The 25,076-nt window shown below is 63.4% G+C and carries 27 protein-coding genes; 11 read left to right on the forward strand and 16 right to left on the reverse strand.

Features of this window, described 5'->3' with window-relative positions; genetic code table 11:
* Window positions 1-14 precede the first annotated feature (14 nt).
* On the reverse strand, window positions 15-908 hold the full coding sequence (locus AC1DXU_RS09960) for a LysR family transcriptional regulator (protein WP_477367610.1): 894 nt from the start codon (window positions 906-908) through the stop codon (window positions 15-17).
* 200 nt (window positions 909-1,108) lie between these two features.
* Window positions 1,109-2,740 carry a LysM peptidoglycan-binding domain-containing protein gene (locus AC1DXU_RS09965; RefSeq protein ID WP_477367613.1) on the reverse strand — a complete coding sequence of 544 codons (1,632 nt, stop codon included), beginning with the start codon at window positions 2,738-2,740 and terminating at the stop codon, window positions 1,109-1,111.
* A 116-nt stretch (window positions 2,741-2,856) separates the two neighbouring features.
* On the opposite strand from AC1DXU_RS09965, the gene AC1DXU_RS09970 reads away from it, so the two are divergent.
* Both AC1DXU_RS09970 and AC1DXU_RS09975 read left to right on the forward strand, forming a co-directional pair.
* Window positions 2,857-3,468 carry an LOG family protein gene (locus AC1DXU_RS09970; RefSeq protein ID WP_477316436.1) on the forward strand — a complete coding sequence of 204 codons (612 nt, stop codon included), beginning with the start codon at window positions 2,857-2,859 and terminating at the stop codon, window positions 3,466-3,468.
* Window positions 3,469-3,647: 179 nt separating this feature from the next.
* Window positions 3,648-4,643, forward strand: coding sequence for a transporter (locus tag AC1DXU_RS09975; RefSeq protein WP_477367616.1), 996 nt, complete (start codon window positions 3,648-3,650; stop codon window positions 4,641-4,643).
* Between the two features lie 10 nt (window positions 4,644-4,653).
* Here AC1DXU_RS09975 and AC1DXU_RS09980 read toward each other — a convergent pair whose 3' ends face one another.
* The 8 genes from AC1DXU_RS09980 to cysS form a co-directional block, all read right to left on the reverse strand.
* Window positions 4,654-5,340, reverse strand: coding sequence for a glutathione S-transferase family protein (locus AC1DXU_RS09980; RefSeq protein ID WP_477367619.1), 687 nt, complete (start codon window positions 5,338-5,340; stop codon window positions 4,654-4,656).
* Window positions 5,341-5,349: 9 nt separating this feature from the next.
* Window positions 5,350-6,279, reverse strand: coding sequence for an EamA family transporter RarD (gene rarD / locus AC1DXU_RS09985; RefSeq protein ID WP_477367622.1), 930 nt, complete (start codon window positions 6,277-6,279; stop codon window positions 5,350-5,352).
* 136 nt (window positions 6,280-6,415) lie between these two features.
* Window positions 6,416-8,038, reverse strand: coding sequence for a citramalate synthase (gene cimA, locus AC1DXU_RS09990; protein ID WP_477367625.1), 1,623 nt, complete (start codon window positions 8,036-8,038; stop codon window positions 6,416-6,418).
* Window positions 8,035-8,991, reverse strand: coding sequence for a prolyl aminopeptidase (pip, locus tag AC1DXU_RS09995; RefSeq protein WP_477367628.1), 957 nt, complete (start codon window positions 8,989-8,991; stop codon window positions 8,035-8,037). Before pip ends, cimA begins: the two co-directional genes overlap by 4 nt.
* 10 nt (window positions 8,992-9,001) lie before the next feature.
* Window positions 9,002-9,478 (reverse strand): GFA family protein, encoded by a 477-nt coding sequence (locus tag AC1DXU_RS10000; RefSeq protein WP_477367631.1) that lies wholly within the window; start codon window positions 9,476-9,478, stop codon window positions 9,002-9,004.
* Window positions 9,475-9,966 (reverse strand): GFA family protein, encoded by a 492-nt coding sequence (locus tag AC1DXU_RS10005; RefSeq protein WP_477316492.1) that lies wholly within the window; start codon window positions 9,964-9,966, stop codon window positions 9,475-9,477. Before AC1DXU_RS10005 ends, AC1DXU_RS10000 begins: the two co-directional genes overlap by 4 nt.
* Window positions 9,967-9,972: 6 nt before the next feature.
* Complete coding sequence (locus AC1DXU_RS10010; protein WP_477367634.1) at window positions 9,973-10,359, reverse strand: VOC family protein; 387 nt, start codon at window positions 10,357-10,359, stop codon at window positions 9,973-9,975.
* Window positions 10,356-11,789: a cysteine--tRNA ligase gene (gene cysS, locus AC1DXU_RS10015; protein WP_477367637.1), complete on the reverse strand. Its 1,434-nt coding sequence runs from the start codon at window positions 11,787-11,789 to the stop codon at window positions 10,356-10,358. The genes AC1DXU_RS10010 and cysS overlap by 4 nt, the downstream gene beginning before the upstream one ends.
* Before the next feature lie 402 nt (window positions 11,790-12,191).
* Here cysS and AC1DXU_RS10020 point away from each other — a divergent pair, with 402 nt between their 5' ends.
* Complete coding sequence (locus tag AC1DXU_RS10020) at window positions 12,192-12,347, forward strand: hypothetical protein (RefSeq protein ID WP_477243960.1); 156 nt, start codon at window positions 12,192-12,194, stop codon at window positions 12,345-12,347.
* 74 nt (window positions 12,348-12,421) lie between these two features.
* Here the strand turns inward: AC1DXU_RS10020 and AC1DXU_RS10025 are convergent, their stop codons facing one another.
* On the reverse strand, window positions 12,422-13,183 hold the full coding sequence (locus tag AC1DXU_RS10025; RefSeq protein WP_477367640.1) for an SOS response-associated peptidase: 762 nt from the start codon (window positions 13,181-13,183) through the stop codon (window positions 12,422-12,424).
* A gap of 118 nt (window positions 13,184-13,301) precedes the next feature.
* Between AC1DXU_RS10025 and AC1DXU_RS10030 the strand changes: the two genes are divergently transcribed.
* From AC1DXU_RS10030 to AC1DXU_RS10045, 4 genes are all read left to right on the forward strand, one after another.
* Window positions 13,302-13,727: an NUDIX hydrolase gene (locus AC1DXU_RS10030; RefSeq protein WP_477367643.1), complete on the forward strand. Its 426-nt coding sequence runs from the start codon at window positions 13,302-13,304 to the stop codon at window positions 13,725-13,727.
* Window positions 13,728-13,776: 49 nt separating this feature from the next.
* On the forward strand, window positions 13,777-14,154 hold the full coding sequence (locus tag AC1DXU_RS10035; RefSeq protein WP_477367646.1) for a TIGR02301 family protein: 378 nt from the start codon (window positions 13,777-13,779) through the stop codon (window positions 14,152-14,154).
* A gap of 354 nt (window positions 14,155-14,508) precedes the next feature.
* Window positions 14,509-14,766, forward strand: a complete 258-nt coding sequence (locus tag AC1DXU_RS10040; RefSeq protein WP_258603005.1) for a hypothetical protein — start codon at window positions 14,509-14,511, stop codon at window positions 14,764-14,766.
* A gap of 121 nt (window positions 14,767-14,887) precedes the next feature.
* Window positions 14,888-15,691 (forward strand): hypothetical protein, encoded by an 804-nt coding sequence (locus AC1DXU_RS10045; RefSeq protein ID WP_477367649.1) that lies wholly within the window; start codon window positions 14,888-14,890, stop codon window positions 15,689-15,691.
* A 77-nt stretch (window positions 15,692-15,768) separates the two neighbouring features.
* Here AC1DXU_RS10045 and AC1DXU_RS10050 read toward each other — a convergent pair whose 3' ends face one another.
* The 3 genes from AC1DXU_RS10050 to AC1DXU_RS10060 all read right to left on the reverse strand — a co-directional run bounded on the left by AC1DXU_RS10050 (window position 15,769) and on the right by AC1DXU_RS10060 (window position 18,190).
* Window positions 15,769-16,506: a nucleotidyl transferase AbiEii/AbiGii toxin family protein gene (locus AC1DXU_RS10050; RefSeq protein WP_477367651.1), complete on the reverse strand. Its 738-nt coding sequence runs from the start codon at window positions 16,504-16,506 to the stop codon at window positions 15,769-15,771.
* Between the two features lie 72 nt (window positions 16,507-16,578).
* Window positions 16,579-16,806: a hypothetical protein gene (locus AC1DXU_RS10055; protein WP_477316404.1), complete on the reverse strand. Its 228-nt coding sequence runs from the start codon at window positions 16,804-16,806 to the stop codon at window positions 16,579-16,581.
* A gap of 52 nt (window positions 16,807-16,858) precedes the next feature.
* On the reverse strand, window positions 16,859-18,190 hold the full coding sequence (locus tag AC1DXU_RS10060) for a dihydroorotase (protein WP_477367654.1): 1,332 nt from the start codon (window positions 18,188-18,190) through the stop codon (window positions 16,859-16,861).
* A gap of 82 nt (window positions 18,191-18,272) precedes the next feature.
* Here AC1DXU_RS10060 and ygfZ point away from each other — a divergent pair, with 82 nt between their 5' ends.
* From ygfZ to AC1DXU_RS10075, 3 genes are all read left to right on the forward strand, one after another.
* A complete protein-coding gene (gene ygfZ / locus AC1DXU_RS10065) occupies window positions 18,273-19,133 on the forward strand; it encodes a CAF17-like 4Fe-4S cluster assembly/insertion protein YgfZ (RefSeq protein ID WP_477367657.1) in 861 nt (286 codons plus the stop codon).
* Entirely contained in the window at window positions 19,133-19,771 is a 639-nt protein-coding gene (locus tag AC1DXU_RS10070; protein ID WP_477367660.1) for a YfbR-like 5'-deoxynucleotidase, read from the forward strand. Before ygfZ ends, AC1DXU_RS10070 begins: the two co-directional genes overlap by 1 nt.
* 67 nt (window positions 19,772-19,838) lie before the next feature.
* A complete protein-coding gene (locus tag AC1DXU_RS10075) occupies window positions 19,839-21,980 on the forward strand; it encodes a putative bifunctional diguanylate cyclase/phosphodiesterase (protein WP_477367663.1) in 2,142 nt (713 codons plus the stop codon).
* A gap of 3 nt (window positions 21,981-21,983) precedes the next feature.
* On the opposite strand, the gene AC1DXU_RS10080 is transcribed toward AC1DXU_RS10075, so the two are convergent.
* Window positions 21,984-22,820, reverse strand: a complete 837-nt coding sequence (locus tag AC1DXU_RS10080; RefSeq protein WP_477367666.1) for a helix-turn-helix transcriptional regulator — start codon at window positions 22,818-22,820, stop codon at window positions 21,984-21,986.
* Window positions 22,821-22,919: 99 nt separating this feature from the next.
* Here AC1DXU_RS10080 and AC1DXU_RS10085 point away from each other — a divergent pair, with 99 nt between their 5' ends.
* Window positions 22,920-24,089, forward strand: coding sequence for an amidohydrolase (locus AC1DXU_RS10085; RefSeq protein ID WP_477367669.1), 1,170 nt, complete (start codon window positions 22,920-22,922; stop codon window positions 24,087-24,089).
* A 9-nt stretch (window positions 24,090-24,098) separates the two neighbouring features.
* Here the strand turns inward: AC1DXU_RS10085 and AC1DXU_RS10090 are convergent, their stop codons facing one another.
* The gene (locus AC1DXU_RS10090) at window positions 24,099-25,016 is read right to left on the reverse strand and encodes a fatty acid desaturase family protein (protein ID WP_477367672.1); all 918 of its coding nucleotides are present in this window, start codon (window positions 25,014-25,016) and stop codon (window positions 24,099-24,101) included.
* Window positions 25,017-25,076: the final 60 nt, after the last annotated feature.

Here is a 25,076-nt window from a genome sequence, read left to right on the forward strand (position 1 = left end):
CTCACCCGTCGCACTTACCCTTTGTAGCGGAGCGCTTCGAGCAGGAGGGCGAAGGCGGGGGTCTGTTGCCGTCTGCTTGGATAGTAGAGGTGATAGCCGGAGAATGGCGGGCACCAGTCTTCCAGCACACGGATCAGACGTCCTTCAGCAACATGCTGGGTAACCTGAGCTTCGAAGGTGTAGACCAGCCCCAGCCCGCCAAGGGCGGCGCTTACCAGCATCTCGTTGTCGTTGATGACGAGCGGCCCGTTGACCCGGACCTCAAGCTCGACGCCATCGCGCTCGAACTCCCAGGCATAGAGCCCGCCCCCGGCGCTCTGGCGGTAGCTTACGCAACTGTGGTTGCTCAAGTCGCGCGGCGTTAGCGGGGTCTCCCGATTGGCAAAGTAGGATGGGGAGCCGACTACCGCCATGCGGATATCCGAGCTCACCCGAACCGCAATCATATCCTTCTGGACCTGCTCGCCGACGCGGATGCCGGCGTCGAATCGGCCGGCGACTATGTCGGTAAGCCCTTCATCGACATTGATTTCGACAGCGATGTCCGGATAGTCCGGCAGCAGCTTCAACAGGGCAGGCAAGAGCACCATTCGCGCGGCGTGGCGGAAGGTGGTGATGCGGATCGTGCCCGCGGGCTTGTCGCGCAGGGCGGTGAGCTGGGCGATTTCACTGTCGATATGGTCGAATGCCGGACGCAGGCTGTGAAGCAACTTTTCTCCTGCATCGGTGAGCGACAGGCTGCGCGTCGTTCGCGAGATGAGCCTGACTTTGAGCCGCTCCTCGAGCATGCGGACGGCATAGCTGAGTGCCGACTGGGAAAGCCCAAGCTTTGCCGCCGCTCGTGTAAAGCTTCCCTCCTCAGCGACCGCGATGAACATGGCCAGTTCGCTGAAGTCGCCTTTTCTCATTTATAAGCACCGTTTCTAACCAAGCGCCGATTATAGCGCCCAATCAGCATGCCCGTCCTCAGCTATTTGTTCTCCGAGGCCCCTGTTCTGTCGAACGCCTGGCCGAGGCGCCCGGCAGACCGGATAGACTCCCCTTGGAAGAAATAACGCCCGCCTCGTGACGGAGGCGGGCGCTATGGCTTCAAATTGGTATTGGACGTCTAGTTGGTCTTGACGGGCGGCGTCGTCATCTGGTCGCCCATCGCCTTGAGGTCGGCGGCTTCGCCTTCCTTCGACTTTTCCGGCACCTTGAACACCTGCCCCGGCCAGATGCGGTCGGGATCGCTGATCTGGTCCTGGTTGGCGAGATAGATGGTCGAGTAGCGCACGCCATGGCCGTAGACGCGCCGCGAAATCCGCCACAGCGTGTCGTGGCGGCGGATGATGACGGCGCCGTCGGCGTGCTCGAGCTTCGGCGCCACGGTCTCCGGCACTTCGGCCGGAGGCGTCGCTGCCGCCACCACGGCCGGAGCCTCGGCGGCAGGAGCCGGCGTCGTCGCCGGTGCCGTCTCGGCGGGTGCGGCGGCAACGGCCGGCGCCTCGGCGGCGGGTGCTGCGGGCGCGGGCGCGACCACTGCCGGTGCTGGCTGGGCGGCGGGTTCGGTTGCCGCGGGTGCGGCAGGCGCTTCGGCCACCGTCGCCGGCGCGGCGGGCTTGACTTCAGCCGGCTTGACCTCGGCGGGCGCCACGGCGGCAACCGCCTCGCCCGGCTCACGCTCGAACGGCACGGCGGCACGGGCCACCACCTTCACCCCGTCGGCATCGAGGCCGTCGACATGGATGGTGTAGCTGCCGACCGGAATGTCGCGCGTCGCCTCGACCAGGAAGTGGCCATCGGGCGAGGTCAGCGCGTCACCGAGCAGGATGTCGTTGGCATAGGCGCGCACCTTGCGGCCGGCATCGGCGAGGCCGGCGACGAAGATCTTGTTGCCGTCGATCTCGACCGCCTCGACGACGATCTTGGGTTCGCCCACAGCTGCTGCCGGCGGCGTCGCCGGAGCGGCGGGCGCCGGTGCTGCCTCCACCACGGCCGGCGCGGGGGCTGCAGGTTCAGCGGCTGCAGCCGGCGCTGGCGCTGCAGCGGCGGGCGCTTCGGGCGCTGGAGCGGCGGCCTGATCGCCAGCAGCCGGCGCGGCAGGGTTTGTCTCGGGCGCCGGAACGGTCAGCAGCTCGGCCGGTTTGCCCGGCTCCTCGACCATCGCCAGCACCTGGCCGGCGGCATCCTTGGGAACCGAAACGACAGCGGTCTGCACCGATGGGGTGATGACATCGCCGGTCGTCGCGCGCAGCGCGATGGTGTAATCACCGGGCTTCAGCGGATCGTCGAGAACGATGACAAAGGCGCCATCGGGGCCGGCGACTGTCGAGCCTAGTACCGTCGAGCCGTCGAGGATCTCGACCTTGGCGTTGGGCGCCGCATTGCCGGCAACGACGATGGAGCCGTTGCTTTCAACGCGCACGACATCGAAGCTGGGCGCAATCGGACCGGTCGTGGCCGGCGCTGCGGCATGCGGGGTCGCCTCCGCAGCAGGTGCTGCAGGTGCCGCGGCAGCCGGCGCGGGTGCGGGCGCAGCCGGCGCCGTCGCATCGGTGGCTGCGGCGGGTGCTGGCGGCAGCCGTCCCTCGGTGCCCGGATCGGCCGGCTTTTGCGCCGGCGGTGTCAACGCCGCGACTTCCGCCGGCGGCGTGTGATTGAGATACGGGTCAAGTGCACCCGACACATAGGCCGTTCCCGCGACCGCAACGGTCCCACCCGCCGCGAACAAAAACGCCTTCAATGGATTGATTGCCATGTATTTGCTTACCCCTTAGCCACCTAATGCCGGTCTAGCGCGTTTTGTCTGGACCGACAAGAAAAAGCCCGCCCCGGGCTTGACCACGCTTTCAGACCCAATCACCAATCACTTGCATGAACACGATTCGATCCGTCTGTGTCTATTGCGGCTCGTCTCCGGGCCGCGATGAAACCTATGCCAAGGCCGGACACCTGCTTGGCCGTTCAATTGCCAGGTCCGGCCTGCGGCTGATCTATGGCGGCGGCACCAAAGGCATCATGGGCGCCGTCGCCGAAGGCGCATTGCGGGCCGGCGGCAAGGTTACGGGCATCATTCCGCGCTTCCTCATCAACAAGGAAGCAACCGGAACCGCGCTTGACCGGCTCGACGAACTCGTGATCACCGACAACATGCACGAACGCAAACATAAGATGTTCGAGAAATCCGACGCCTTTGTGGCGCTGCCGGGCGGCATCGGCACGGTCGAGGAGATCGTCGAGATCATGACCTGGGGCCAGCTCGGCCATCACCGCAAGCCGATCGTCTTCGCCAACGTCAAGGGCTTCTGGGACCCGATGCTGGCGCTGCTCGACCACATGACGGCGGAAGGCTTCATCCACACCGCGCAGCGGGTCAAGCCGCTGGTGGTCGCCGACCCCGAAGCAATCGTCGCCGCCATCATGGTGGCGGGATCGTCCGTCGACGCGCCGACCGAGGGTGTGCAGTCGGTGATAGACAAGATGTGAGGCAGTAGGGAATAGGCACTAGGCACTAAGGGAACAAGGAAGCTCAGCTGTTCCTACTGCCTACTGCCCTACCGATTCTCGCTGTCAAAAAACCGTCACACGAAACCGGGCTCGCCCGTGCTAGGAAATTTGCAGCCGCCGCCGCGCGGCGCAGTATTCGTGACCCTGGCGCAGCGACCATGAACATCGCCCTCAATCCGGAAAGCCCATCGTCCCTCTTGCCCGACGAGCATGGGCTGTTCTTCATCTATCATTTCACCGCTGAGGGCGCTCGAACCAAGGACGTCGCCGCCGCGCACTGGACATGGCGCAGCTACCAGCTTTCCGACATGCGCGCCCGCCACGAAATCGCCACCGAGCCGGCGCTGCCGCCACCGGTGCGCGAGGCCTTTCTGACCTCGAACCATGGCTGCCACATCGACCTCGAGGACGACTGGCTCTATGGCGACCTGCCGGACCTGCGCCACGACTATTCGGCGGAGGCGCGCGGGCTCGGCCATTTCCGCTTCGCCCTCAACGAGACGATGCTGATCGGCGCTCGCAAGCAGCCGCTGCAATCGGTCGACAATGTGCGCAAGGCAATCGAGAACGGAGCGCGCAAATTCCGCTCGCCGGCCGAATTGATCGAGGCTGTCATAGGCCAATCGTTCGACGGCATGGCGAAAGAGCTCGCCGGCCTTGGCGATACACTCGACGGCATCGAGGACCGCATCGTCTGCGACGCATGGCACAATGAGCGCCAGGCACTGGTCGATGCGCGCCGGCATCTGGTGGTGATCCACCGGCAGATGGCGACGCTGACCAATCTGTTTCGCCATCTCGACCATTCGCACCGCAACGATCTGCCTGACTCGATCAACGACATGGCGGCACGGCTGTCGCACCGGGCGCAGACGCTGCATTATGACGGCGAGCAGCTACAGGCGCGCGCCCGGCTGTTGCAGGACGAGTTGATGGCCAAGCTGACGACCCAGTCGAACCAATTGCTTTACGTGCTGTCGGTGATGACGGCGGTGCTGTTGCCGATGACCATTATCTCGGGCCTGTTCGGCATGAATGTCGGCGGCCTGCCCTTGGTCAACACGCCGATGGGGTTTTGGGTGGTGTCAGCGGTGTCGCTGGTGATCGCGGGGATAACCTATCTCTTCGTCCGCCGGCTCGGAAAAGGCTTTTAGGCCCTGCCCTTCAAGCCGTGGCGCGCAAATCTTCGATGATGGTGCCGCCGGCACGGACTTCCGCCTCATGGTCGGGTTCGCGCCATGTCTCGGCAAGACCCGCTTCATACCAGTCGCGCATCGCCGGCAAGTCGAGCAATTGCGTGGGATAGGCGTTGGCCGCGCCCTCGAAAGACAAGGCATAGGACAACACCCGAAATGCCACCGGAGCAAAGAAGGCATCGACGGCGGTGAAGTGCTCGCCGGCCAGGAACGGTCCGCCGAAGCGGGCAAGACCGTCGTTCCAGAGATCGCCGAGGCGGAACAGGTCGTGCTTGAGCGCATCCGACATTGGAAAGGGTTTCACGCGCAGGCCGCAACTCATCGGGCATGAGCCGCGCAAGGCGGTGAAGCTCGAATGCATTTCGGCGGCGGCCGAGCGTGCCCAGGACCGCGCCTTGGCTTCGACAGGCCAGACACCATGGTGGCGCTCGGCGAGATATTCGGCGATGGCCAGCGAATCCCAAACCGCCCAGCCGTCGTCGATCAGGCACGGCACGCGGCCGCTGGGCGAAAACGAACGAAAGACATCAAAGCTCGATCCGGTCGGAAATGGCGTCAGTTGCTCCTCGAACGGGATGTCGAGCGTGCGCATCAGCACCCATGGCCGCAGCGACCATGAGGAATAGTTCTTGTTGGCGATATGCAGCACGTACATTGGGGATCCCTAGCTTGCGGCCGCCACCGGCGGCCGGATCTCGCGGCCACGGAACATCGACCAGGAATACATCGCCAGCGCCGCCCAGATCAGGCCGAAGGCGATGGCCTGGACGGTGCCAAAAGGCTCATGGAAGATCAGCACGGCGATCAGGAAGACAATGGTTGGGGCGATGTACTGCATGATGCCGATGGTGGACAGCCGCAGCAGCCTGGCGCCGAACGCAAACAGCAGCAGCGGCACCGAAGTGATTGGGCCGCAGCCGATCAGCAAGGCGGTGTCGGTCGCGGTACCGGAAACGAAATGGTCCTGCCCGGTGGCGATCAGGAAGGCGATGTAGCCAAGGGCCGGCACCGACAGCAAAAGCACTTCGAGCAGGAAACCCTGGCTCGGGCCGATCGGCAGCGTCTTGCGGAAGAAGGCGTAGGCCGCGAAGGAGAAGGCCAGCGCCAGCGACACCCAGGGCAGCTTGCCGCCCTCGATTGTCAGCACCGTGACCGCGATCGCCGCCAGCGCCACCGCCGCGATCTGCAGCCGGTCGAGCCGCTCGCCAAGCAGCAGCGCGCCGACGACGACATTGACCAACGGGTTGATGTAATAGCCGAGGGCGGTTTCGACGGTGCGATCCACCGCGATCGCCCAGACATAGATGCCCCAGTTGACCGAGATCAGCGCCGCCGTCAGCGCCGCCATGGCAATTGTGCGCGGCGAGCGAATCGCCGCCTTGAAATCCGCCGTGCGGCCGGCCCAGACCAGGACGGCGGCGGCAATCGGCACCGACCAGACGATGCGATGAGCGATGACTTCCGCCAGCGGCAGATGCGCGACCGCCTTCATGTAGAACGGCAGCAGCCCCCACAAGAGATAGGCGGCGAGCGCCAACAGGAAGCCGCGACGGGCCTTGGCATCTGCTTCCAGGCGAATTGCTTCAGTGACCATGGCCCAACGCTATGGCCCAGCCGCCCTGCCAAGACCATCGCAAATTACTGATGGATCAATGGACTTTTGGTGATGGTTCAAGCGGTGCAAGTTCCTCGCCCCACAAAGTGGGGAGAGGAACCCAAGTCCTGCAAGCTCACTCCGCCGCGATCAGCCCGGCCATGTCGCGGTTCTTCATCAGCTTGTAGACGATCGAATCCATCAGCGCCTGGAACGAGGCGTCGATGATGTTTTCGGAGACGCCGACCGTCCACCAGCGGGCGCCGGTGCCGTCATGCGATTCGATCAAAACCCGGGTGATCGCCTCGGTGCCGCCATTGAGGATACGCACCTTGAAGTCGGCCAGTTCGAGGTCGGCGATCTCGTTCTGGAATTTGCCGAGGTCCTTGCGCAGCGCGATGTCGAGCGCGTTGACCGGGCCATGCCCTTCGGCCACCGACATCTTCTCTTCGCCGTCGACCACCACCTTGACGATCGCCTCGGAGACCGTCTTCAGTTGGCCGTTGGCGTCGAAGCGGCGCTCGACCATGCAGCGGAACGAGGTGACGTTGAAGAATTCCGGCACGCCGTGCAGCATCCTACGCGCCAGCAGCTCGAAGGAGGCGTCGGCACCTTCATAGGCATAGCCCTCGGCTTCGCGTTCCTTGACCACGGAAATCAGCGCGTCGAGCCGATTGTCGTCCTTCGGCATGTCGATGCCGCGTCGCTTCAGCTCGGCGAGGAAATTGGCCTTGCCGCCCTGGTCCGAGACCATGACGCGGCGGCGGTTGCCAACGGCTTGCGGCTCGACATGCTCATAGGTCGCCGGCTCCTTGGCCAGCGCCGAGGCATGGATGCCGGCCTTGGTGGCGAAGGCGGACGCACCGACATAAGGCGCCTGCGCTTCCGGGGCGCGGTTCAAGAGCTCGTCGAAGGCGCGCGAAAGGCGCGATACCCCGGTCAAGGCCTCGGCCGAGATGCCCGTTTCGAAACGCGTGGAAAAGGCCGGTTTCAGCGCCAGCGTCGGCACGACGGAGATCAGATTGGCGTTGCCGCAACGCTCGCCGATGCCGTTCAGCGTGCCCTGGATCTGGCGCACGCCTGCCTCGACTGCGGCCAGCGAATTGGCGACTGCCTGGCCGGTATCGTCGTGGGCATGAATGCCGAGATGGTCGCCGGGGATACCGGAAGTGGTGACCCTTTCGACGATGGCGCGAACCTCAGACGGCTGCGTGCCGCCATTGGTATCGCACAGCACCACCCAGCGCGCGCCGGCATCATAGGCGGTCTTCGCACACGCCAGCGCATAGTCGGGATTGGCCTTGAAGCCGTCGAAGAAATGCTCGCAGTCGACCAGCGCCTCCTTGCCCGAAGCGATCGCCGCCTCAACCGAGGCTTTTATGGAGTCGAGGTTCTCCTCGTTGGTGCAGCCGAGCGCGACGCGCACATGATAGTCCCAGCTCTTGGCGACGAAGCAGATGGCGTCGGACTTCGACTGCACTAGCGCGGCAAGACCAGGATCGTTGGAGGCTGACACCCCTGCCCGCTTGGTCATGCCGAAGGCGACGAATTTGGCATTCGCCGTGCGCTTCTCCTGGAAGAAGGCGGTGTCGGTCGGATTGGCGCCGGGATAGCCGCCTTCGACATAGTCGATGCCAAACTCGTCGAGCAGTTTGGCGATGGCGATCTTGTCCTCGACGGAAAAGTCGATGCCCGGCGTCTGCTGGCCATCGCGCAGTGTGGTGTCGAAGAGGTAGAGGCGCTCGCGAGCCATGGTCATTTCCCCGCAAACCGGTCGGTCGTCCGGATCAGACGGTCGAGGATGCCCGGCTCCGAATAGGCATGGCCGGCGCCCTCGATCAGATGGAAATCGGCTTTCGGCCAAGCCTTGTGCAGCGCCCAGGCATAGCGCGCCGGACACGGCATGTCGTAGCGGCCGTGGACGATGGTGCCAGGGATATCGCTCAGCTTCCCCGCATCGCGCAGCAGCTGTCCTTCCTCCAGCCAGCCGGCATGGACGAAATAATGGTTCTCGATGCGGGCGAAGGCAATGGCGAAGTCGTCCTCGCCGAACTTGTCGCTGGTCTCCGGCTCCGGCAGCAGCGTGATCGTCTCGCCTTCCCACAGGCTCCAGGCAAGGGCGGCTTCTAGCTGCGCCTTGCGGTCGGAGCCGACCAGCCGCTTGCGGTAGGCGGCCATCATGTCGCCGCGCTCAGCCTCAGGGATCGGCGCCTGGAAACGTTCCCACTTGTCGGGGAACATTTCGGAGACGCCGAACTGATAATACCATTCAAGCTCAGCACGGGTCAGCGTGTAGATGCCACGCACGACAAGCTCGCTGACGCGATCGGGATGCGTTTCGGCATAGGCGAGCGCCAACGTCGAGCCCCAGGAGCCGCCGAACACCAGCCATTTGTCGAAGCCGCACATGGTGCGCAAGCGCTCGATGTCGGCGACCAGATGCCAGGTGGTGTTGGCCTCGAGCGCGGCATTCGGCGTCGATTTTCCACAGCCGCGCTGATCGAACAGAATAACGTCGTAGAGCTTCGGGTCGAACAGCCGCCGATGTTTTGGCGAGATGCCGCCGCCGGGGCCGCCATGCAGAAACACCGCCGGCTTGGCGCCTTTGGTGCCCGAGCGCTCCCAGTAGACCTGATGACCATCGCCGACATCGAGCATGCCGGACTCAAAGGCCTCGATCTCGGGATAAAGGGTACGAAGGTCACTGCTCATATTTCAACGCTCACAATTGCAGTCCATGTGCCGGCCAGTCCGTGGTTTCGTGGTCGGGATGCTGGAAGGAAATGATCTGCTCCTGGCGGGTATAAAAATCCGGATCCTGATGCACGGGCTGATCGAAGATCGTCTCCACCCAGGGCAGCCGGACGGCGTAGTTGACCTGAATCTGCGGCGCCAAGTCCGAGCGGTCGTCGAAGGCGCCGATGGCGATCTCGAGCCCGCCGGGCTGGCGGTAGGTCAGCGGCGTGCCGCAACGGGCGCAGAAGCCGCGATCGATGTTGATCGAGGACTGGAAATAGCTCGGCTCCTCACGCACCCATTCGACACCGTCCTTGGGCACCGTCACCAGCGCGCCGAAGAAGGAGCCGAACTGTTTCTGGCACATGCGGCAATGGCAGATGGACGGGCGGCCGAGCGCGCCGTGGATGCGAAAGCGCACGGCGCCGCACTGGCAGCCGCCGGTTCGAACTTCATCGGTCATGATCTTTCCTTCGGCGGCCATTGTTCGGTGTCGTGGTCGGGATGCTGATAGGAGACGAGGTCGGCAAGATAGGGCGCCGACGAGAGATCGGCCTCAGTGTCCTCGCCCGGCAATTGCGGGATAGAGTCGACATAGGGCAGCTTTGCCTCGGTGCCCCACTGGATCAGCGGCACGATTTCCGCCGGCTCGTCGAAAGCACCGATGGCGAGGCCGACGCCGTCCGGCGCGGTAAAAGTCAACGGCGTCCCGCAATCGGCGCAGAAGCCACGTTGGACATGGTTCGACGACTGGAAATACTTCGGCTGGCCGCGTGTCCAGTCGAGTTTGGCGCCGCGGACCGAGACCAGCGGCGCATAGAAGGCGCCGAAGGCCTTCTGGCACATGCGGCAATGGCAGATGGAGGCATCACCCAGCGTGCCTTCGACGCGAAAGCGGACCGCGCCGCACTGGCAGCCGCCGGTATAGATCGGCCGGTTGTCGAGGCTCATCATGCGTCACTCCGGGGCATGGCAGACGGCTTCGACATTGTTGCCGTCGGGATCGAAGACGAAGGCGCCGTAATAGTTCGCGTGATAGTGCGGGCGCAGGCCCGGCCCGCCATTGTCCCAGCCGCCGGCGGCAAGGGCCGCGACATGGAAGGCATCGACCTCGGCGCGGCTGCGCGCGGTGAAGGCGACGTGCTGATGGTCCCGCGGTTTGTCCTTGCCGGTGCTCAGCCAGAACACCGGCCGGTCGCGGCCATAACCGCCGACCTTGGCGCCGCCGGTGTATTCTACTGGCACCATATAGAGCAGCGACGCGCCCAGCGGCGCCATCGCCTTGTCGTAGAAGGCCTTTGACGCGTCGAAATCGGAAACGGTGATGCCGAGATGGTCGATCATCTTTTTACCTCCCAGGTGGTGATGCGTTCGCCGGTGGCGGGGTCCTTGCCGTCCTTCAACTGTACACCTTGCGCCAAAAGCTCGTCGCGGATGCGGTCGGCCTCGGCCCAGTTTTTCGCGGCGATCAGCGCAAGGCGGTTGGCGATCACCTTGGCGACACCGCCCTCATCGACAACAGCCGACGCCACATCGAAGCCGAGGAACAGAAGGGCGGCCTTCAGCGACGCAGCTGCATCATTGCCGTCGGCGGCCTCGCCGGCCAGCTGCGTCAGCACCTGGAACGCGGCATAGGTGGCAAGATCGTCCGACAAGGCTTCGACCACGGGTTCGGGCAGCGGCTTTGCCGCAGGCGCCAGGTCCGCCGCCCGCTTCCATTTGCGCAACGTGTTCTCCGCCTCTTCCAGCTTGCGCACCGAAAAGTCGATCGGCTCGCGGTAATGCGTCATCAGCATCGCCAGCCTGAGCACCTCGCCCGGCCATTTGCGGCCGCCAAAGGTCTCGGTCTCCAGCAATTCGTTGATCGAGTAGAAATTGCCCAGGCTCTTGGACATCTTCTGGCCCTCGACCTGCAGGAAGCCGTTGTGCATCCACACCTTGGCCATGACGTCGGTGCCGTGCGCGCAGCGCGACTGGGCGATCTCGTTTTCGTGGTGCGGGAAGATCAGGTCGAGGCCGCCGCCATGGATGTCGAAGACCTCGCCGAGATAGGCGGCCGACATGGCCGAGCACTCGATGTGCCAGCCCGGCCGGCCCCTTCCCCACGGGCTGTCCCAGCCCGGCTCCTCCGGCGACGACAGTTTCCACAGGACGAAGTCGCCAGGGCTCTTCTTGTGCGCGTCGACGGCGACGCGGGCGCCGGCCTGCTGCTCATCGAGGTTGCGCTTCGACAGCTGGCCATAGTCCGCCATCGAGGCGGTGTCGAACAGCACTTCGCCTGAAGCGACATAGGCATGGCCGCGTTCGATCAGGCGCTCGATCAGGGTGATCATGTCGGCCTTGCCGTCGGCGCGCGGGGCGACGAATTCGGTGGCGCGCGGCTCGACCGTCGGCTCCAAGCAGCCAAGCGTCGCGACATCCCTATGGAACTGGTCGGCGGTCTTTTCGGTGACCCGCCGGATCGCCTCGTTGAGCGACAGTTTTCCCGAAGCAATCTCGCCGCCGAAATCGCGCAGCGCGCGGGCGTTAATCTTGTCGTCGACATCTGTGATGTTGCGCACATACGTGACATGCGCCTCGCCGTAGAGATGGCGCAACAAACGGAACAGCACATCGAAGACGATCACTGGCCGCGCATTGCCGATATGGGCAAAGTCGTAGACGGTCGGGCCGCAGACATACATGCGCACATTCAACGGATCGATCGGGAAGAAATCTTCCTTGCTCCGCGTTAGCGTGTTGTAGAGGCGCAGGCCCTTCGATGCGTCAGACATTCGTGCCGTCCCGGGTCGGTTGCTTCGTTCGAACATGGTTCGGAGCCAGCTTCGCGCCAAGGCGCAAATCAGGCTCCAGCCTGCTGGCCGGGGCGTTTGTCCACTCTAGAAGGAAGATGAGGCGAAAACGTCCGGACCAGCGCGAGGCTAGCCAATAATGCAAATGCCACAAATGGCGAAAAACGTTTTCATGCGCGGCTTTATCGCCTCGCCCAGTGTTGCCGTCAAGTCGCAACTTTCGGCAAAAGAGCCGTTGGACCAGAGGTAATCGAGGGCTGAAACATTTTATTAAACATGTCGGCACAGTCATGAAACATTCGCCGACTAGTTCACCTGACGTCACGATTCGGTCAGATTCGGCCGGCAAACGCAGACACGAAAATGTTACCAGGGAAGAGAAGCATGTCTCGAAGCAAGCAAGATACCAGCCGCGCCCAGCAACCGGCGCTGGCCAATCACTACCGGGCGATCGGCCCGGCCGCGATCGTCGCCGCCCTTTTGCACACCGCGAAAAAGAAGAAGCCGGCACCGAAGATCGTATCGCCGCGCGCTGCCTGAATTGATGCTCAGCCGGCGCAATGCGCCGGCGATGAAGGCTGAGGCGCCAAGCGCGCCTGCACAAGCAGCTTCTGCTAAAACAGCGTCATCTGAGTGTCGTCCGCGCCAGGCTTCTGGCGCTTGACCTTCTCCGGCTCCGGCCCGACGACACCCCTCTCCTGAATCTCCGGTCCGGTGTTTGCGACCTTGTTGACGAGGTCGGAAACCGAAATCGCCTCGAAGAAATCCGGCTGTGCCGGCCGCAGCAGGTCGGCCACGTCACGCGGCTCGAGCGCGCGGCAATCAAGCCAGCGGGCGAAATCCTCAGGCGTGATCACCACCGGCATGCGGTCATGGATGTGGGCGATGTCGGCATTGGCGTTGACGGTCAGGATGGCGCCGGTGTCCATTTCCGAACCGCCCGGCTCGGCATAGGTCTCGATCAGCCCGGCGAAGGCTACCAACCCGCCATGCCTCGGCCGGATCCAATAGGGTTGCCCCTTCTTGCCGCCGGTTTGACGCCATTCATAGAAGCCGGAGGCCGGCACCAGAGCGCGGCGGTGGCGCATGGCGGCTTTGAACGAGGCCTTTTCGGCCGCCCCTTCCGAGCGGGCATTGAACAGCAGCGGAAACTCGCGTGTGTCCTTGACCCAGGTCGGAATCAGGCCCCAACGCACCAGCATCGGTTGCCGGTCGGGCAGGTTCGAAACCGGCGCCTGTGGCAGGCCGGAGAGCGCCATCAGGATCGGCTGCGTCGGCGCGATGTTGTAGCGGGCCGGAAAATCCTCGAGCTCCGCCAGACCGAGAAAGGCGGCGGTCTGGTCCGGCGTGGCGGTCAGGGCAAAGCGTCCGCACATGAGGCTGAACTCGCGAATTGGTCCGATGCGAAAGTGGCGATGGAACCGGCGTTGCGCAACCGCTAAAGCTGTTTGTCACTGGCCGTCCACAACCACAGCAGCCGAACGATCGAGGACCATGGACGAGATGCGAAAGACACTGCCGGCGGTCTCGGTCGCCGTCGTGCGCGGCGACATGGTGCTGCTGGTCAAGCGGGCACGGCAGCCCTCGCAGGGGCTTTATGCCTTTCCGGGCGGCAAGGTCGAAACCGGCGAGACGCTGGAGCAGGCAGTGCAACGCGAATTGCTGGAGGAAACCGGGCTGCGTGCAGCCGCGTATCGCCCGCTGCGCGAAATCCATATCGATGGCAGGAGCGACGGCCATCCTGTCGACTACCTGCTGACGGTGTTTGGCGCCGCCTATGTCGGCGGCGAGGCGGTGGCCAGCGACGACGCCGAGACCGCCGCCTTCTATACGCTCGGTGAAATGACAGCACTGCCCCTCGCCGGTTCGGTGTTTGCCGTGGCCGAAAAATTGCTTGGCTCCAAGAGCACCGGAGCTTGAGCCCCGAGAATCGCCTTGCAGGCGACAAATTGTTTGGCCAGAAAGACTTATGACCCGCGCTTCGCTGTTCCTTGCCGCATGCCTCGCCGCCAGCACGGCTGTCGCAGCACGCCCGGCTCTGGCCGCCGAATCGCCGTTCGAGCCCGGGCTGATGCGGCTGGCGGAGGTTCTGGGATCACTGCATTTCCTGCGCAATCTGTGCGGCGAGAAGGGCGATCAGTGGCGTGGCGAGATGGAAAAGCTGATCGATTCGGAGAATCCGGACCCGGAGCGGCGCGCCCGCTTCATCGCCAGTTTCAACCGCGGCTACCGCTCCTTCGGCGGCACCTACACCCGGTGCACGGCGTCGGCGACCGAAGCTATCAGCCGCTACATGAAGGAAGGCGAGACGCTGTCGCGCGACATCGCCTCGCGCTACGGTAACTGACAGGCGCTTAAGGCGGCTTCCCACCTTGGCGCCATTCGCCTTCGAACCTCCCCGTCTTGTGTCCGATGCCCTCTTGGTGCAAACCTTGTGTTGCACTTCTGCAACGGTATTAACGAAACGTTACCGCGCAGATATGGAATTAACTCAAACTGAAGGTTTTCACCCCGTAGGCCGGCCTAATCGGCTAAGTTTGAATCGGATCGAACGCAGGTTTGCTAAAGACGACGCACGTTTTGGAAATCGACCCCAGAAATGTCGTATTTACAAACACTTACTTGGAACTGCGTATAAAAGGGACAGCCCAAGCCTGATCCGCATCTTTCGGATCGTCGCTTGCAAAGGGTGGACATCGCAATGGAACATGGCGTCAGCGACATCGACGCGTTGGTCAGGGAAGAAAAGCGCCTGACCGCAGTAGAAAGCCACAGCGAGGCCTGGGCGGAAGGATTGTCGGCTGGAATCGAGCCGGAAATCATCGCCGAGGCGGCACTCGAAACCGCATTCGGCGAGATGCTGCGCGCCAATGGCGAAACCTCGGCCCTTGCCCTGCTCGACCGCATGCGTGAAAAGGTAATCGCTGGCGCCTTCGAACCAGGACGATTGCAGCACTAGACCTGGTTCTTCGACGGCGGCGCGCCACTTGGGCACCCGGCCCAAGGCATCTGGACGAGCCTGGGCACCTGAAAAGGCCCGAGGCACCTGTAAGGGCCTGAGAACCAAGGAGAAGCAGTCGGTGAATTTTTCGATGTCAGGCAAGCCGCGTGGCTTGATCCTCAGCATCTGGCTCGCCGCCTGCTGCGCCACTACACCGCTGGCGCTCTGTCTTACCAGCAGCCCCGCTTTTGCCTTGAGCGAGATCAAGCGGGACGACCTTCCCTCGCCGGTCGCGCCACCCGCCGCCGACGACATGTCGCCGCCCGGAACTGCCGTGCCGATGCCCGATCCACTCGGCACGACGCCACCGGCGGCCGGTCAGCCGAAGCCTTCCGACGATCCCGAACAGAGCGAGCCGGAAGGGCCGACCGACGACGGCGGCGTGGCCAACCCGCGTGCCGATCCGGATGCGCCCTTGCCGGAAGTCGTCTACGACCTTTCCAAACTGCCGGAGCCGGTCAGGCGCATGCACGATCTGATCGTCGAAGCCTGTGTCAGCGGCGACATCGAGAAGCTGAGGCCGCTGATCGGCAAGGGCGATACCATGACCCAGTTGTCGCTGGGCGACATCGATGGTGACCCGATCGCCTTCCTCAAGGGCCTTTCCGGCGACACTGAAGGCCAGGAAATCCTCGCCATCATGGAAGAGGTGCTCAATGCCGGTTATGTCCATATCGACGTAGGCACGCCGCAGGAGCTCTATGTCTGGCCGTATTTCTTCGCGCTGCCGCTGGACAAGCTCGACGCGAAACAGCGGGTCGAACTGTTCAAGATCGTCACTGCCGGCGACTATGACGACATGAAGCAGTTCGGCGCCTACATCTTCTACCGCGTCGGCATCACACCCGCCGGACAATGGACGTTCTTCGTCGCCGGGGATTAAGCTCCCCTTGTGGGGCAAGCTGGCGACAGTTTGAATCTCAATGCCTCGCAAAACCCGCCGCCTGCTCGAACCGACTGCTATTGGCGCGGGCTGGCAGGATCGCGGGCGATGCCCGCATCCGGCCAAATGCGAATGCCCTCATTTCGAAGGGTTGAAATCGCACCGACGGCGGCGTCGATATCCATTTGCAAGACCTCGGCTGCGTTTTGCAGCTCTTGCCTGTCCCGAAGCCTGTTCACCACCCATGCGACCTTGTGCTGGATATCCGGGCCGTAGGCGGTTTGCGCCTTGCCAAGGGCATCGATCGGGATTTCCTCATAGGCACCGACCAACATTCCGAGATCGATGGCATCGCGATATGCGGTTGCGCGATCCTGACATCGATCAGCATTGGCCAACAGCTTCTCGGCAAACATGTCTGCGGGAACCAGGGCCGATACATTCAGATCGTTGTCGAAATGGCCTCGCAATTGGATGCGGCCTTCGCGGATGACTTCGAATTTGATCGATTGCCCCTTCAGCCGAACAACCGTCCTCAAGCCATACTGGTCGATCTGGAAATCCCGAACGGCTTCGACAGGTTCCGGAAAGAACGCTCTGACGCCACGTTCGGCGGCGCTTGTTCGCAGTTCGCGATAACCATCCGCGTCGGCACACAGGAAATCGACATCCAGCGACCGGCGATATTCGCCGAGTTTCATGACGATCGCCGTTCCGCCGCCGAACCAGCATTGGTTTGCGGTCAGGAAATCGCGATCCATCAATCCGAGGATTTCGGCAATGATCCGATGTTCGGGCTTTTTGAATTCCTTCATGACTTCTGCTCGCAGTGTGTCCTGTTTGATATTCTGGCTGCGAGAAGGAAGATCAGGAGGAGAGAGCGCACTTCAGACAGTGGTTAAAAGGATGCCATGACCGAATTCGTTGGCCAGATTCTGGATAAGCAGCTTTTCACGCGCCGTCAGGCGCTTCTGATCGACAAAACGCCAGTTGCGCTCGTATAGCGCAAATGCCTCTTCGGCCGGAATTGGGCGCGTAGCGTCGCGGCTCCAGGCGATTGCCTGGAGTTCCGGAAACTCAGCGGGGACGATCATGGGCGCGACATCTGCGTTCATAATTCCCTTAACGTAGTGGATTTTGCTTAAAAAATCCAACGCGCGGAAACACCTAGCCCGGCAACGCCTCGGAAAACTCCACTGCCCTGCCCTGGCCCGGTGTGACGATCTCACCGTCCCACATGACGCGTCGGCCACGCACGACGGTGCCGATTGGCCAACCGGTGACCTCTTTGCCATCATAGGGCGTCCAGCCGGCCTTCGAGCCGGCCTGGGCGTTGGTGATAGTCTGGCGGCGCTTCAGATCGACAATGGTGAAATCGGCATCGTAGCCGGCGGCGATGCGGCCTTTTCTCGCCATGCCGAAGATGCGCTGCGGGCCATGGCTGGACAGGTCGACGAAACGCTGCAAGGTCAGCCGGCCGGCATTGACGTGGTCGAGCATGATCGGAACCAGCGTCTGCACACCGGTCATGCCCGACGGCGAGGCCGGATAGGGCTTTGCCTTTTCAGCGAGCGTGTGCGGGGCGTGGTCGGAGCCCAGCACATCGACGATGCCTTGCCCAATGCCATGCCAGACGCCGTCGCGGTGGCGCGCCTCACGCACCGGCGGATTCATCTGGATCAACGTGCCCAGCCGCGCGTAATCGTCGGCGCTCAGCGTCAAATGGTGCGGCGTCGCCTCGCAGGTGGCGACATCCTTGTGCTGTTCGAGGAACACGATCTCTTCGGCGGTCGAGATGTGCAGCACATGGATACGGGCGCGGGTCTGTCGCGCGATGCGCACGAGCCGCTCGGTGCAGCGCAAGGCCGCGATCTCGTCGCGCCAGACAGGGTGCGATGACGGATCGCCCTCGATGCGCTCGCCAAGCCGCTCGCGCAGCCGGAACTCGTCCTCGGAGTGAAAGGCGGCACGGCGGCGGGTGTTCCTCAGGATCGAGGCGACGCCCTCGTCATCCTCGACCAGCAGGTCGCCGGTGGACGAACCCATGAACACCTTTATGCCGGCCGCACCCGGCAGCCGTTCGAGTTCGCCAACGTCTTTGGCATTCTCGCGGGTGCCGCCGACCCAGAAGGCAAAGTCGCAATGCATGCGGCCGGAAGCGCGCCGCAGCTTGTCGGCGAGCGCCGCCTCGCTGGTGGTCAGCGGGTTGGTGTTGGGCATCTCGAACACGGCGGTGACGCCGCCGAGCACCGCAGCGCGCGAACCGCTCTCCAGATCTTCCTTGTGCTCCAGCCCGGGCTCGCGGAAATGCACCTGGCTGTCGACGACACCCGGAAGGATGTGCAGGCCGCGGCAGTCGATCATCTCGCCGGCCGAGGCCTGGCCGAGATCGCCTATTGCCGCGACGCGGCCGCCGCTGACGCCGATGTCGCGAAAACCCTCGCCGTCATGGTTGACCACCGTGCCGCCTGTCAGGATGAGGTCGTAGGTCGTGGCCATGTGGCTCCGGTCTCTTGCGGGGGGAGTATCAGCGGCTTACGTAAAGGCCGACCGTTTTGCAAGATCAGGCTGCTTTTCACCCATGCCCTTTGCCCTGCTGAGAGACCGCGCCCTCATTTCCGTGTCAGGCCCGGATGCCGAGCATTTTTTGCAGAACATTCTGACCACCGACCTCGACGTGCTCCGCCTCGGCGAGGCAAAGCCGGGCGCACTGCTGACGCCGCAAGGCAAGATCCTGTTCGATTTCCTGATCTCGCGCGCCGGTGACAATGGTTTTCGCCTCGAATGCCGCGCCGAGATATCAGACGATTTCATACGCCGGCTCATGCTCTACAAATTGCGCGCCAAGGTCGAGATTGCCAAAACCGATCAAGGACTTGTCACTGTCGCCTGGGGCGATGATTCAGCTGCCTCACAATCTGATTCAACTGATGTCGCGGACACGCGCTTTGCCGACGCGGCCGTCAGGCGCGTCTACGGCGACGGCGCCGAGAAGGGCGACCTCGCCGCATGGCAGGCCCTGCGCATCGCCCAAGGCATTGCTGAAAGCGGCAGCGACTTCCAGCTAAACGACGCCTTCCCGCACGATGTGCTGCTCGACGAGACCGGCGGCGTCGGCTTCAAGAAGGGCTGCTATGTCGGCCAGGAGGTGGTCTCGCGCATGCAGCATCGCGGCACCGCCAGACGACGGGTGTTGATCGTGCAGGGCCAAAGCCTCTTGCCCGCACCGGGCACCGAACTGACAGTTGCCGGACGGCCGGTCGGCACGCTCGGCTCGACCGCCGGCACGACAGGCCTTGCCATCGCCCGCATCGACCGGGTCAAGGCGGCGCTCGATGCCGGCCAGCCTGTCATGGCCGGTGACGTCACCGTATCGCTTGCCATTCCGGCCTGGGCAAAGTTCGGCTTTCCTCAAGAAGCCGTCGGCGCGGAGGAGGCCTGATGGCGCCCGACCGCGCCGGGGCGCCGCCGCGCGCCTGGCAGCGCATGCTGTCGGGACGGCGGCTCGACCTGCTAGATCCCTCGCCGCTCGACATCGAGATTTCCGATATCGCCCACGGGCTCGCCCGCGTCGCCCGCTGGAACGGCCAGACCCGCGGCGAGCATGCCTTTTCAGTCGCCCAGCATTCGCTGCTGGTCGAGGCGCTGTTTTCCGAGTTGGTGCCCGACGCCACGCCCGATGCCATGCTGGCGGCGCTGCTGCACGACGCACCGGAATATGTCATCGGCGACATGATCTCGCCGTTCAAATCGGTGATGGGCGGCAGCTACAAGGATTGCGAGTTGAGACTGCAGCACGCCATCCATCAGCGCTTTTCGCTGCCGCAGGAACTTGGTGCAGCGCTGCGCAAGGAGATCAAGCGCGCCGACCAGATCGCCGCCTATTTCGAGGCGACGCTGCTTGCCGGTTTTTCAACCGCCGAGGCGACCGAGTTCTTCGGCCGGCCGCGCGGCTTCAGCGCCGAGCGCTTCGATTTCACCCCGCGCTCGGTGACCTGGGCGCAGAAGGCCTTCCTCAAGCGGTTCGCGGCGCTTGAAACCAGGCGCCAGGCGGTCATTGCGGCGCATTCCGGTCCCTGAACACACGGTAAATTAACCGGCGATGGCGACAACTATCCGTGTTGATCACGGTCTGCAGGCTCGCCTCATGCCCGTCGCTCCTATCGAGGTTGATGCGCCTGTCCCAGGACAGGAGGCCGAAGGTGTGGCTACGCCGCGAGCCATCGAAGACGAGCTGCGCGAGCAAAACGAGCGCTTTTCGGCCGCCGTCGAGAACATGTCGCACGGGCTGTGCATGTTCGATGCCGATGAGCGGATGATCATCTGCAACCGCCACTACCTCGACATCTTCTGCCTCGACCCCGCGATCGTGCGGCCCGGCATACGCTTCTTCGATATTCTGCAGCACAGCGTCGACACCGGCGTCGCCTCGCACAGCGCTGGCGAGCTTTATGCCATCCGCAAACCCTATATCGACGGCGCCAGGCCCTCGACCTATGAGGAGAAGCTGTCGGACGGGCGCATCATCGACATTTCGCACCGGCCGCTGGCGCAGGGCGGCTGGGTGTCGATCTATGAGGACATCACCGAGCAGCGGCGCGCCGAGCTGGAGTTGAAGGAGCAGCACCGCCGCTTCGACGCGGCGCTCGGCAACATGTCGCAAGGCCTGTTGATGTATGATGCGGACGGCAAGATGATCGTGCGCAATGAGCGTTTCCTGGAGCTTTACCAAGTCACCGCCGCCGACTTCCCGCTCGGAACGACCCACCGCGACGCACTCGAAAAACTGCTGGAACTTGGCATCTACAGCAAGATCGACGTCGACAGCGAGGTCTCCAAGACCGAAGCCTGCCTGAAGGCGGCCAAAACGCATTCGGCATATCGTCATCTTACGGATGGCAGGACGCTTCTGGTGACGCGCCGGCCCATGAGCGGCAGTGGCTGGGTAGCGACCTTCGACGACGTCACCGAGCGGCAGCTTGTCGAAGAGCGCATGACCCATCTTGCGCATCACGACACGCTGACCAACCTGCCCAATCGTTCGATGTTCCGCGAACGGCTCGATCGGGCCTTGAGCGAAGCCAAAGGCACGCCGCTGGCGATCTTCTCGCTCGATCTCGATCGCTTCAAGGCCGTCAACGACACCTGGGGGCACCCGGCCGGCGACTGGCTGCTCAAATGCGTGGCCGAACGGCTGCAGCGCTGCCTGCGCAACGAGACCGACGTCGTCGCCCGGTTCGGCGGCGACGAGTTCGCCATCATCCAGTTCAATCCCAAAGGCGCTGCCGATGCCGAGAAACTGGCAAAGCGCATCGTCGACATCATCGGCAAACCATTTCGCGACAAAAGCCGCGACATGCATGTCGGCATCAGCCTCGGCATCGCGCTTTACCCCAATGACGGCGAGGATGCCGACACGCTGCTGAAGAACGCCGACATGGCGCTCTATCGGGGCAAGAGCGAAGGCCGCAACGTCTACCGCTTCTTCGAGCCGGGCATGGACGCGATGGTGCGGGCACGGCGGGCGCTGGAAAGCGACCTCGAAGCGGCATTGCCGCGGCGCGAATTCGTGCTGGATTTCCAGCCGATCATGAACATCGCCTCCGGCGACATCGTCGGCGCCGAAGCCTTGATGCGCTGGCATTCGCCGACACGCGGCCTGATAGCCCCTGACGATTTCATTGCGGTCGCCGAAGAGACCGGGCTGATCGTGCAGCTGGGAGACTGGGCGCTGCGCAAAGCCTGCACGGTGGCGGCGGGCTGGCCGCACGGGCTGCGTGTCGCGGTCAATGTTTCGGCGGTGCAGATCAAAAGCGGCGGCTTTGCCCGCAGCGTCATCTCGGCGCTGGCATTTTCCGGCGTGCCGGCCAGCCGGCTCGAACTGGAAATCACCGAGACGGTGCTGATGGACGAAAGCGACACGGTGCTGAAGACGCTCGGGCAGCTGCGCGATCTCGGCATCCGCATCGCGCTCGACGATTTCGGTACCGGCTATTCCTCACTCGGCTATCTCCGGCGCTTCCCCGTTGACAAGATCAAGATCGACCGCTCCTTCATCCGCGACATCGACAGCCACGAGACCGCAGCGATCGTGCGCACCATCATCGGGCTTGGCAAGGAGCTTGGCATCACCGTTACCGCCGAAGGCGTCGAGACCGATGCCCAGTTGGACACGCTGCGCAAATATGGCTGCGTCGAGGCGCAGGGCTACCTTATCGGCGTGCCGTCGAAGGTGGCGGACTTCAATCGTCTGATGAAAACCAGCGTGGTGCTCAGCCAATCCGGCTGAGCGCTAGCCAGCCCGCCTGAACATCCCTGGCGTCATTCCGTGCGCCGCACGGAAAATGCGCGAGAGATGGCTCTGGTCGGAGAAGCCGGCTGCAAAGGCGGCGTCGGCGAGACTTGAACCTTGCTGGATCAGCAGATTGGCGCGGCGCAATTTCCGATCGCGGATGAATGCCGCAGGCGTGAGACCCACCACTTTCCTGAAATCCCTGATGACCTGGAACCGGGTCACGCCGGCGGCTTGGGCGAGCTTTTGCAGGTCGAGTTCGGCGGTGAGGTTGTCCTCGATGACCTGCTCATAGATCGAGAGCCTTGTCCGCGACCCGAAGCTTTCGACCGCCTCGCGCCGCCGGCCGCCCCAATCGCCATAGCGAAGGATGAGTTTGCGCAAGGCGACGAGCATGGATGTCTCGGCGCTCGTCGCGTCACCGGATGTCGAACCCTGATGCGCCAGGGCGACCGCCTGGACCAGATCTCTGTCATCGATGATCGCCTGTGAAAACAGCGGCGGGCGATCTTGCCCCAGTTCCGAGGCGACCTCGCTCATCAGCGGAACCGAGGGATAGAAGGTCCGGTAGGCCCAGCCCTCATCGGCACCCGCCTCGCCGTCATGCCACACCTCGGGATTGACGATCAGCACCGTGCCGGCCGGCGCGACCACGCTCTGGCTGCCGATGCGGACGCGCTCGCATCCTTGCGTGATCAGGGCGATGACATAGGTCGGATGCGTGTGCAGGTCATAGCGATGCCGGGTGAAGCGCGCCTTGAGCATGCCTAGATCGCGAAAGCTCGGGTGGCGCCAGAACTGCGTCGTCTCTGCCTTGGGATCCGGAATTCTCGACACGGTCAATCCTGTTCAAGACGCTGCCGATCCCAGCCTCTATTTCCTTGGCGGCACGAACAAACCGGACAGAGTTTACGTCGACCAGGAAGGAGAGTGCAAATGCTGCACAATGACCCCGTCGCTGCCCTCACCCCGGAGGTAATCGCCTGGCGGCACCATATCCACGCCAATCCCGAACTCGGCTTCAACGAGCAGGAGACCGCGCGCTTCGTTGCCGACCGGCTGCGCGCCTTCGGGCTCGACGAAGTCCATGAAGGGATTGGCGGCACCGGCGTGGTCGGCGTTCTCAGGAGCGGATCAGGCTCGCGTGCGATCGGGCTGAGGGCCGAACTGGATGCCTTGCCTGTCCTGGAGAAGACAGGATTGCCCTATGCTTCCAAGAAGCCAGGCGTGATGCATGCCTGCGGCCATGACGGGCACACGTCGATGCTGCTCGGCGCCGCAAAACTGCTGAGCGACAGTCGCGCGTTTGACGGCACCGTCTATTTCGTCTTCCAGCCTGCGGAGGAGAATGAAGGCGGCAGCATGCGGATGATCGAGGATGGGGTTTTCGAGCGTTTTCCGGTGGAAGGCGTCTACGCCGTCCACAACTGGCCAGGGGTCCCGCTGGGGACGATTGCCACCCGCGTTGGCCCGATGATGGCGGCCGTCGACAATTTCGAACTGAGTTTTGAAGGCACCGGCGCGCATGCCGCCATGCCGCAACTGGGCGATGACCCGATCCTGGCAGCCGGAGCCTTCGTCCAGGCTGTCCAGCGCGTCGTCAGCCGCTCCGTCGATCCGCAGACCGCACTGGTTGTCTCGATCACGCAAATCCATGGCGGCAATGTCGGCAACATCGTGCCGGGCAAGGTCTGGCTGCAAGGAACCTGCCGCTTCTTCGAGCCCGCGCTGTCGGACCATTGTGAAAAGCTCATCGGCGAGATCGCGCAAGGGATCGCCGCCGCCCATTCTCTCGCGAGCAAGCTCACCTACAGGAAAGGCTACCCGCCGGTGATCAACACGTCGGCAGCGACAGCCCGGGCCGTTCGGGCCGCTGCCTCGGTCGTCGGCCGCGAGCAGGTCGCCACCGAATTCAACCCGAGCCTGGGCTGTGAGGACTTCGCCTATATGGTTCGGGAAGCCGGCGGCTGCTATGCGTGGATCGGGGCCGGTAATGTCGGGCCCGGCGAAGGGCTGCACGGCGACCGCTACATCTTCAACGACGCGATCGTTCCGATTGTGCTCAGCTATTACGTCACTCTCGTCGAGCAGACGCTGCCGAGGTGACCGCCGAAGTCAGCGCAGCGTCTCGATGTACTTTTCATGGAAGCTGACATAGCCGGGCTCAACCACTTTGAGATGGCGCTCGATCAGGGCGTGGAACTGCGGCAATTGATGGAAGGGCACGCCCGGATAGGCATGGTGCTCGGCGTGGAACGGCATGTTCCAGGCCAGCTTGCGGACAAGCCAGTTGGTCAGCGTGGTCCTGGTGTTCTCCAGCATGTTGGCGACCAGCGGGCAACGACCATGCTCGGCCAGCAGATAGAGCCGCAGGAATGGCTGCCCCAGCAGCGCCGGCAGGATCCAGATATAGAGCAATACCGTCGCCTTGAACCAGACAGCGAGCACCAGCACGACGACGTAAAAAGCGATCATGGCGCGGGCCTCGGTGCGCACCTTGGGGTGGCCCTTTGGCGGCACGTAGCTGCCGCTGCATTGTCCGGTAGCGTTGATGTAGAGCGTCCTCAAATGCCCCCACCACAGCGGAATGCCGGAGACGTGGATCAGATACTGCCGCCATGTCTGCGGCTTCGGAAAGGCCAGCTCCGGATCGTTTTCTGGATCCTGGGTGAAACGATGGTGCGCGAAATGGAAATAGCGGAACCAGTCGGCCGGCAGTGCGATGGCGAGGCTGGAGGCGCGCGCCACCAGATCGTTCAGCCGCTGCGTTTCGAAGGCGGTGCGATGGATCGTCTCGTGCAGCAGCGTGAACAGGAAGACGATCAGTATGCCTTGCGGCAGCATCAGCAGCGGCCAGAACGGCACTTTGGCGGCGATCAGCACGCCGAGGACGACGATTGCGCCCCAGTGGGCGGCGAGCTGGACCAGTCCAAGGCGATCCGACTTGGCGGTCAGCCGGTCGCGCTGCTGCTGCGTCAGCGACGCGATCACGTCGCGATGATCCCTGGGTTCATTTTGGGCTGATGTGTTCATGGCGCCAAGCTACTCCAACAAGAAACCTTTCGAAAAACGATGATTTCTGCGAAATAGGTA

Source organism: Mesorhizobium sp. P3_A10 (assembly GCF_056403175.1).

Excerpts from the sequence above, each read along its gene's own strand:
- AC1DXU_RS09960 (WP_477367610.1), bottom strand. The coding sequence starts at position 908 with ATGAGAAAAGGCGACTTCAGCGAACTGGCCATGTTCATCGCGGTCGCT.
- AC1DXU_RS09965 (WP_477367613.1), bottom strand. The coding sequence starts at position 2,740 with ATGGCAATCAATCCATTGAAGGCGTTTTTGTTCGCGGCGGGTGGGACC.
- AC1DXU_RS09970 (WP_477316436.1), top strand. The coding sequence starts at position 2,857 with ATGAACACGATTCGATCCGTCTGTGTCTATTGCGGCTCGTCTCCGGGC.
- AC1DXU_RS09975 (WP_477367616.1), top strand. The coding sequence starts at position 3,648 with ATGAACATCGCCCTCAATCCGGAAAGCCCATCGTCCCTCTTGCCCGAC.
- AC1DXU_RS09980 (WP_477367619.1), bottom strand. The coding sequence starts at position 5,340 with ATGTACGTGCTGCATATCGCCAACAAGAACTATTCCTCATGGTCGCTG.
- rarD (WP_477367622.1), bottom strand. The coding sequence starts at position 6,279 with ATGGTCACTGAAGCAATTCGCCTGGAAGCAGATGCCAAGGCCCGTCGC.
- cimA (WP_477367625.1), bottom strand. The coding sequence starts at position 8,038 with ATGACCATGGCTCGCGAGCGCCTCTACCTCTTCGACACCACACTGCGC.
- pip (WP_477367628.1), bottom strand. The coding sequence starts at position 8,991 with ATGAGCAGTGACCTTCGTACCCTTTATCCCGAGATCGAGGCCTTTGAG.
- AC1DXU_RS10000 (WP_477367631.1), bottom strand. The coding sequence starts at position 9,478 with ATGACCGATGAAGTTCGAACCGGCGGCTGCCAGTGCGGCGCCGTGCGC.
- AC1DXU_RS10005 (WP_477316492.1), bottom strand. The coding sequence starts at position 9,966 with ATGAGCCTCGACAACCGGCCGATCTATACCGGCGGCTGCCAGTGCGGC.
- AC1DXU_RS10010 (WP_477367634.1), bottom strand. The coding sequence starts at position 10,359 with ATGATCGACCATCTCGGCATCACCGTTTCCGATTTCGACGCGTCAAAG.
- cysS (WP_477367637.1), bottom strand. The coding sequence starts at position 11,789 with ATGTCTGACGCATCGAAGGGCCTGCGCCTCTACAACACGCTAACGCGG.
- AC1DXU_RS10020 (WP_477243960.1), top strand. The coding sequence starts at position 12,192 with ATGTCTCGAAGCAAGCAAGATACCAGCCGCGCCCAGCAACCGGCGCTG.
- AC1DXU_RS10025 (WP_477367640.1), bottom strand. The coding sequence starts at position 13,183 with ATGTGCGGACGCTTTGCCCTGACCGCCACGCCGGACCAGACCGCCGCC.
- AC1DXU_RS10030 (WP_477367643.1), top strand. The coding sequence starts at position 13,302 with ATGGACGAGATGCGAAAGACACTGCCGGCGGTCTCGGTCGCCGTCGTG.
- AC1DXU_RS10035 (WP_477367646.1), top strand. The coding sequence starts at position 13,777 with ATGACCCGCGCTTCGCTGTTCCTTGCCGCATGCCTCGCCGCCAGCACG.
- AC1DXU_RS10040 (WP_258603005.1), top strand. The coding sequence starts at position 14,509 with ATGGAACATGGCGTCAGCGACATCGACGCGTTGGTCAGGGAAGAAAAG.
- AC1DXU_RS10050 (WP_477367651.1), bottom strand. The coding sequence starts at position 16,506 with ATGAAGGAATTCAAAAAGCCCGAACATCGGATCATTGCCGAAATCCTC.
- AC1DXU_RS10055 (WP_477316404.1), bottom strand. The coding sequence starts at position 16,806 with ATGAACGCAGATGTCGCGCCCATGATCGTCCCCGCTGAGTTTCCGGAA.
- AC1DXU_RS10060 (WP_477367654.1), bottom strand. The coding sequence starts at position 18,190 with ATGGCCACGACCTACGACCTCATCCTGACAGGCGGCACGGTGGTCAAC.
- ygfZ (WP_477367657.1), top strand. The coding sequence starts at position 18,273 with ATGCCCTTTGCCCTGCTGAGAGACCGCGCCCTCATTTCCGTGTCAGGC.
- AC1DXU_RS10070 (WP_477367660.1), top strand. The coding sequence starts at position 19,133 with ATGGCGCCCGACCGCGCCGGGGCGCCGCCGCGCGCCTGGCAGCGCATG.
- AC1DXU_RS10075 (WP_477367663.1), top strand. The coding sequence starts at position 19,839 with ATGCCCGTCGCTCCTATCGAGGTTGATGCGCCTGTCCCAGGACAGGAG.
- AC1DXU_RS10085 (WP_477367669.1), top strand. The coding sequence starts at position 22,920 with ATGCTGCACAATGACCCCGTCGCTGCCCTCACCCCGGAGGTAATCGCC.
- AC1DXU_RS10090 (WP_477367672.1), bottom strand. The coding sequence starts at position 25,016 with ATGAACACATCAGCCCAAAATGAACCCAGGGATCATCGCGACGTGATC.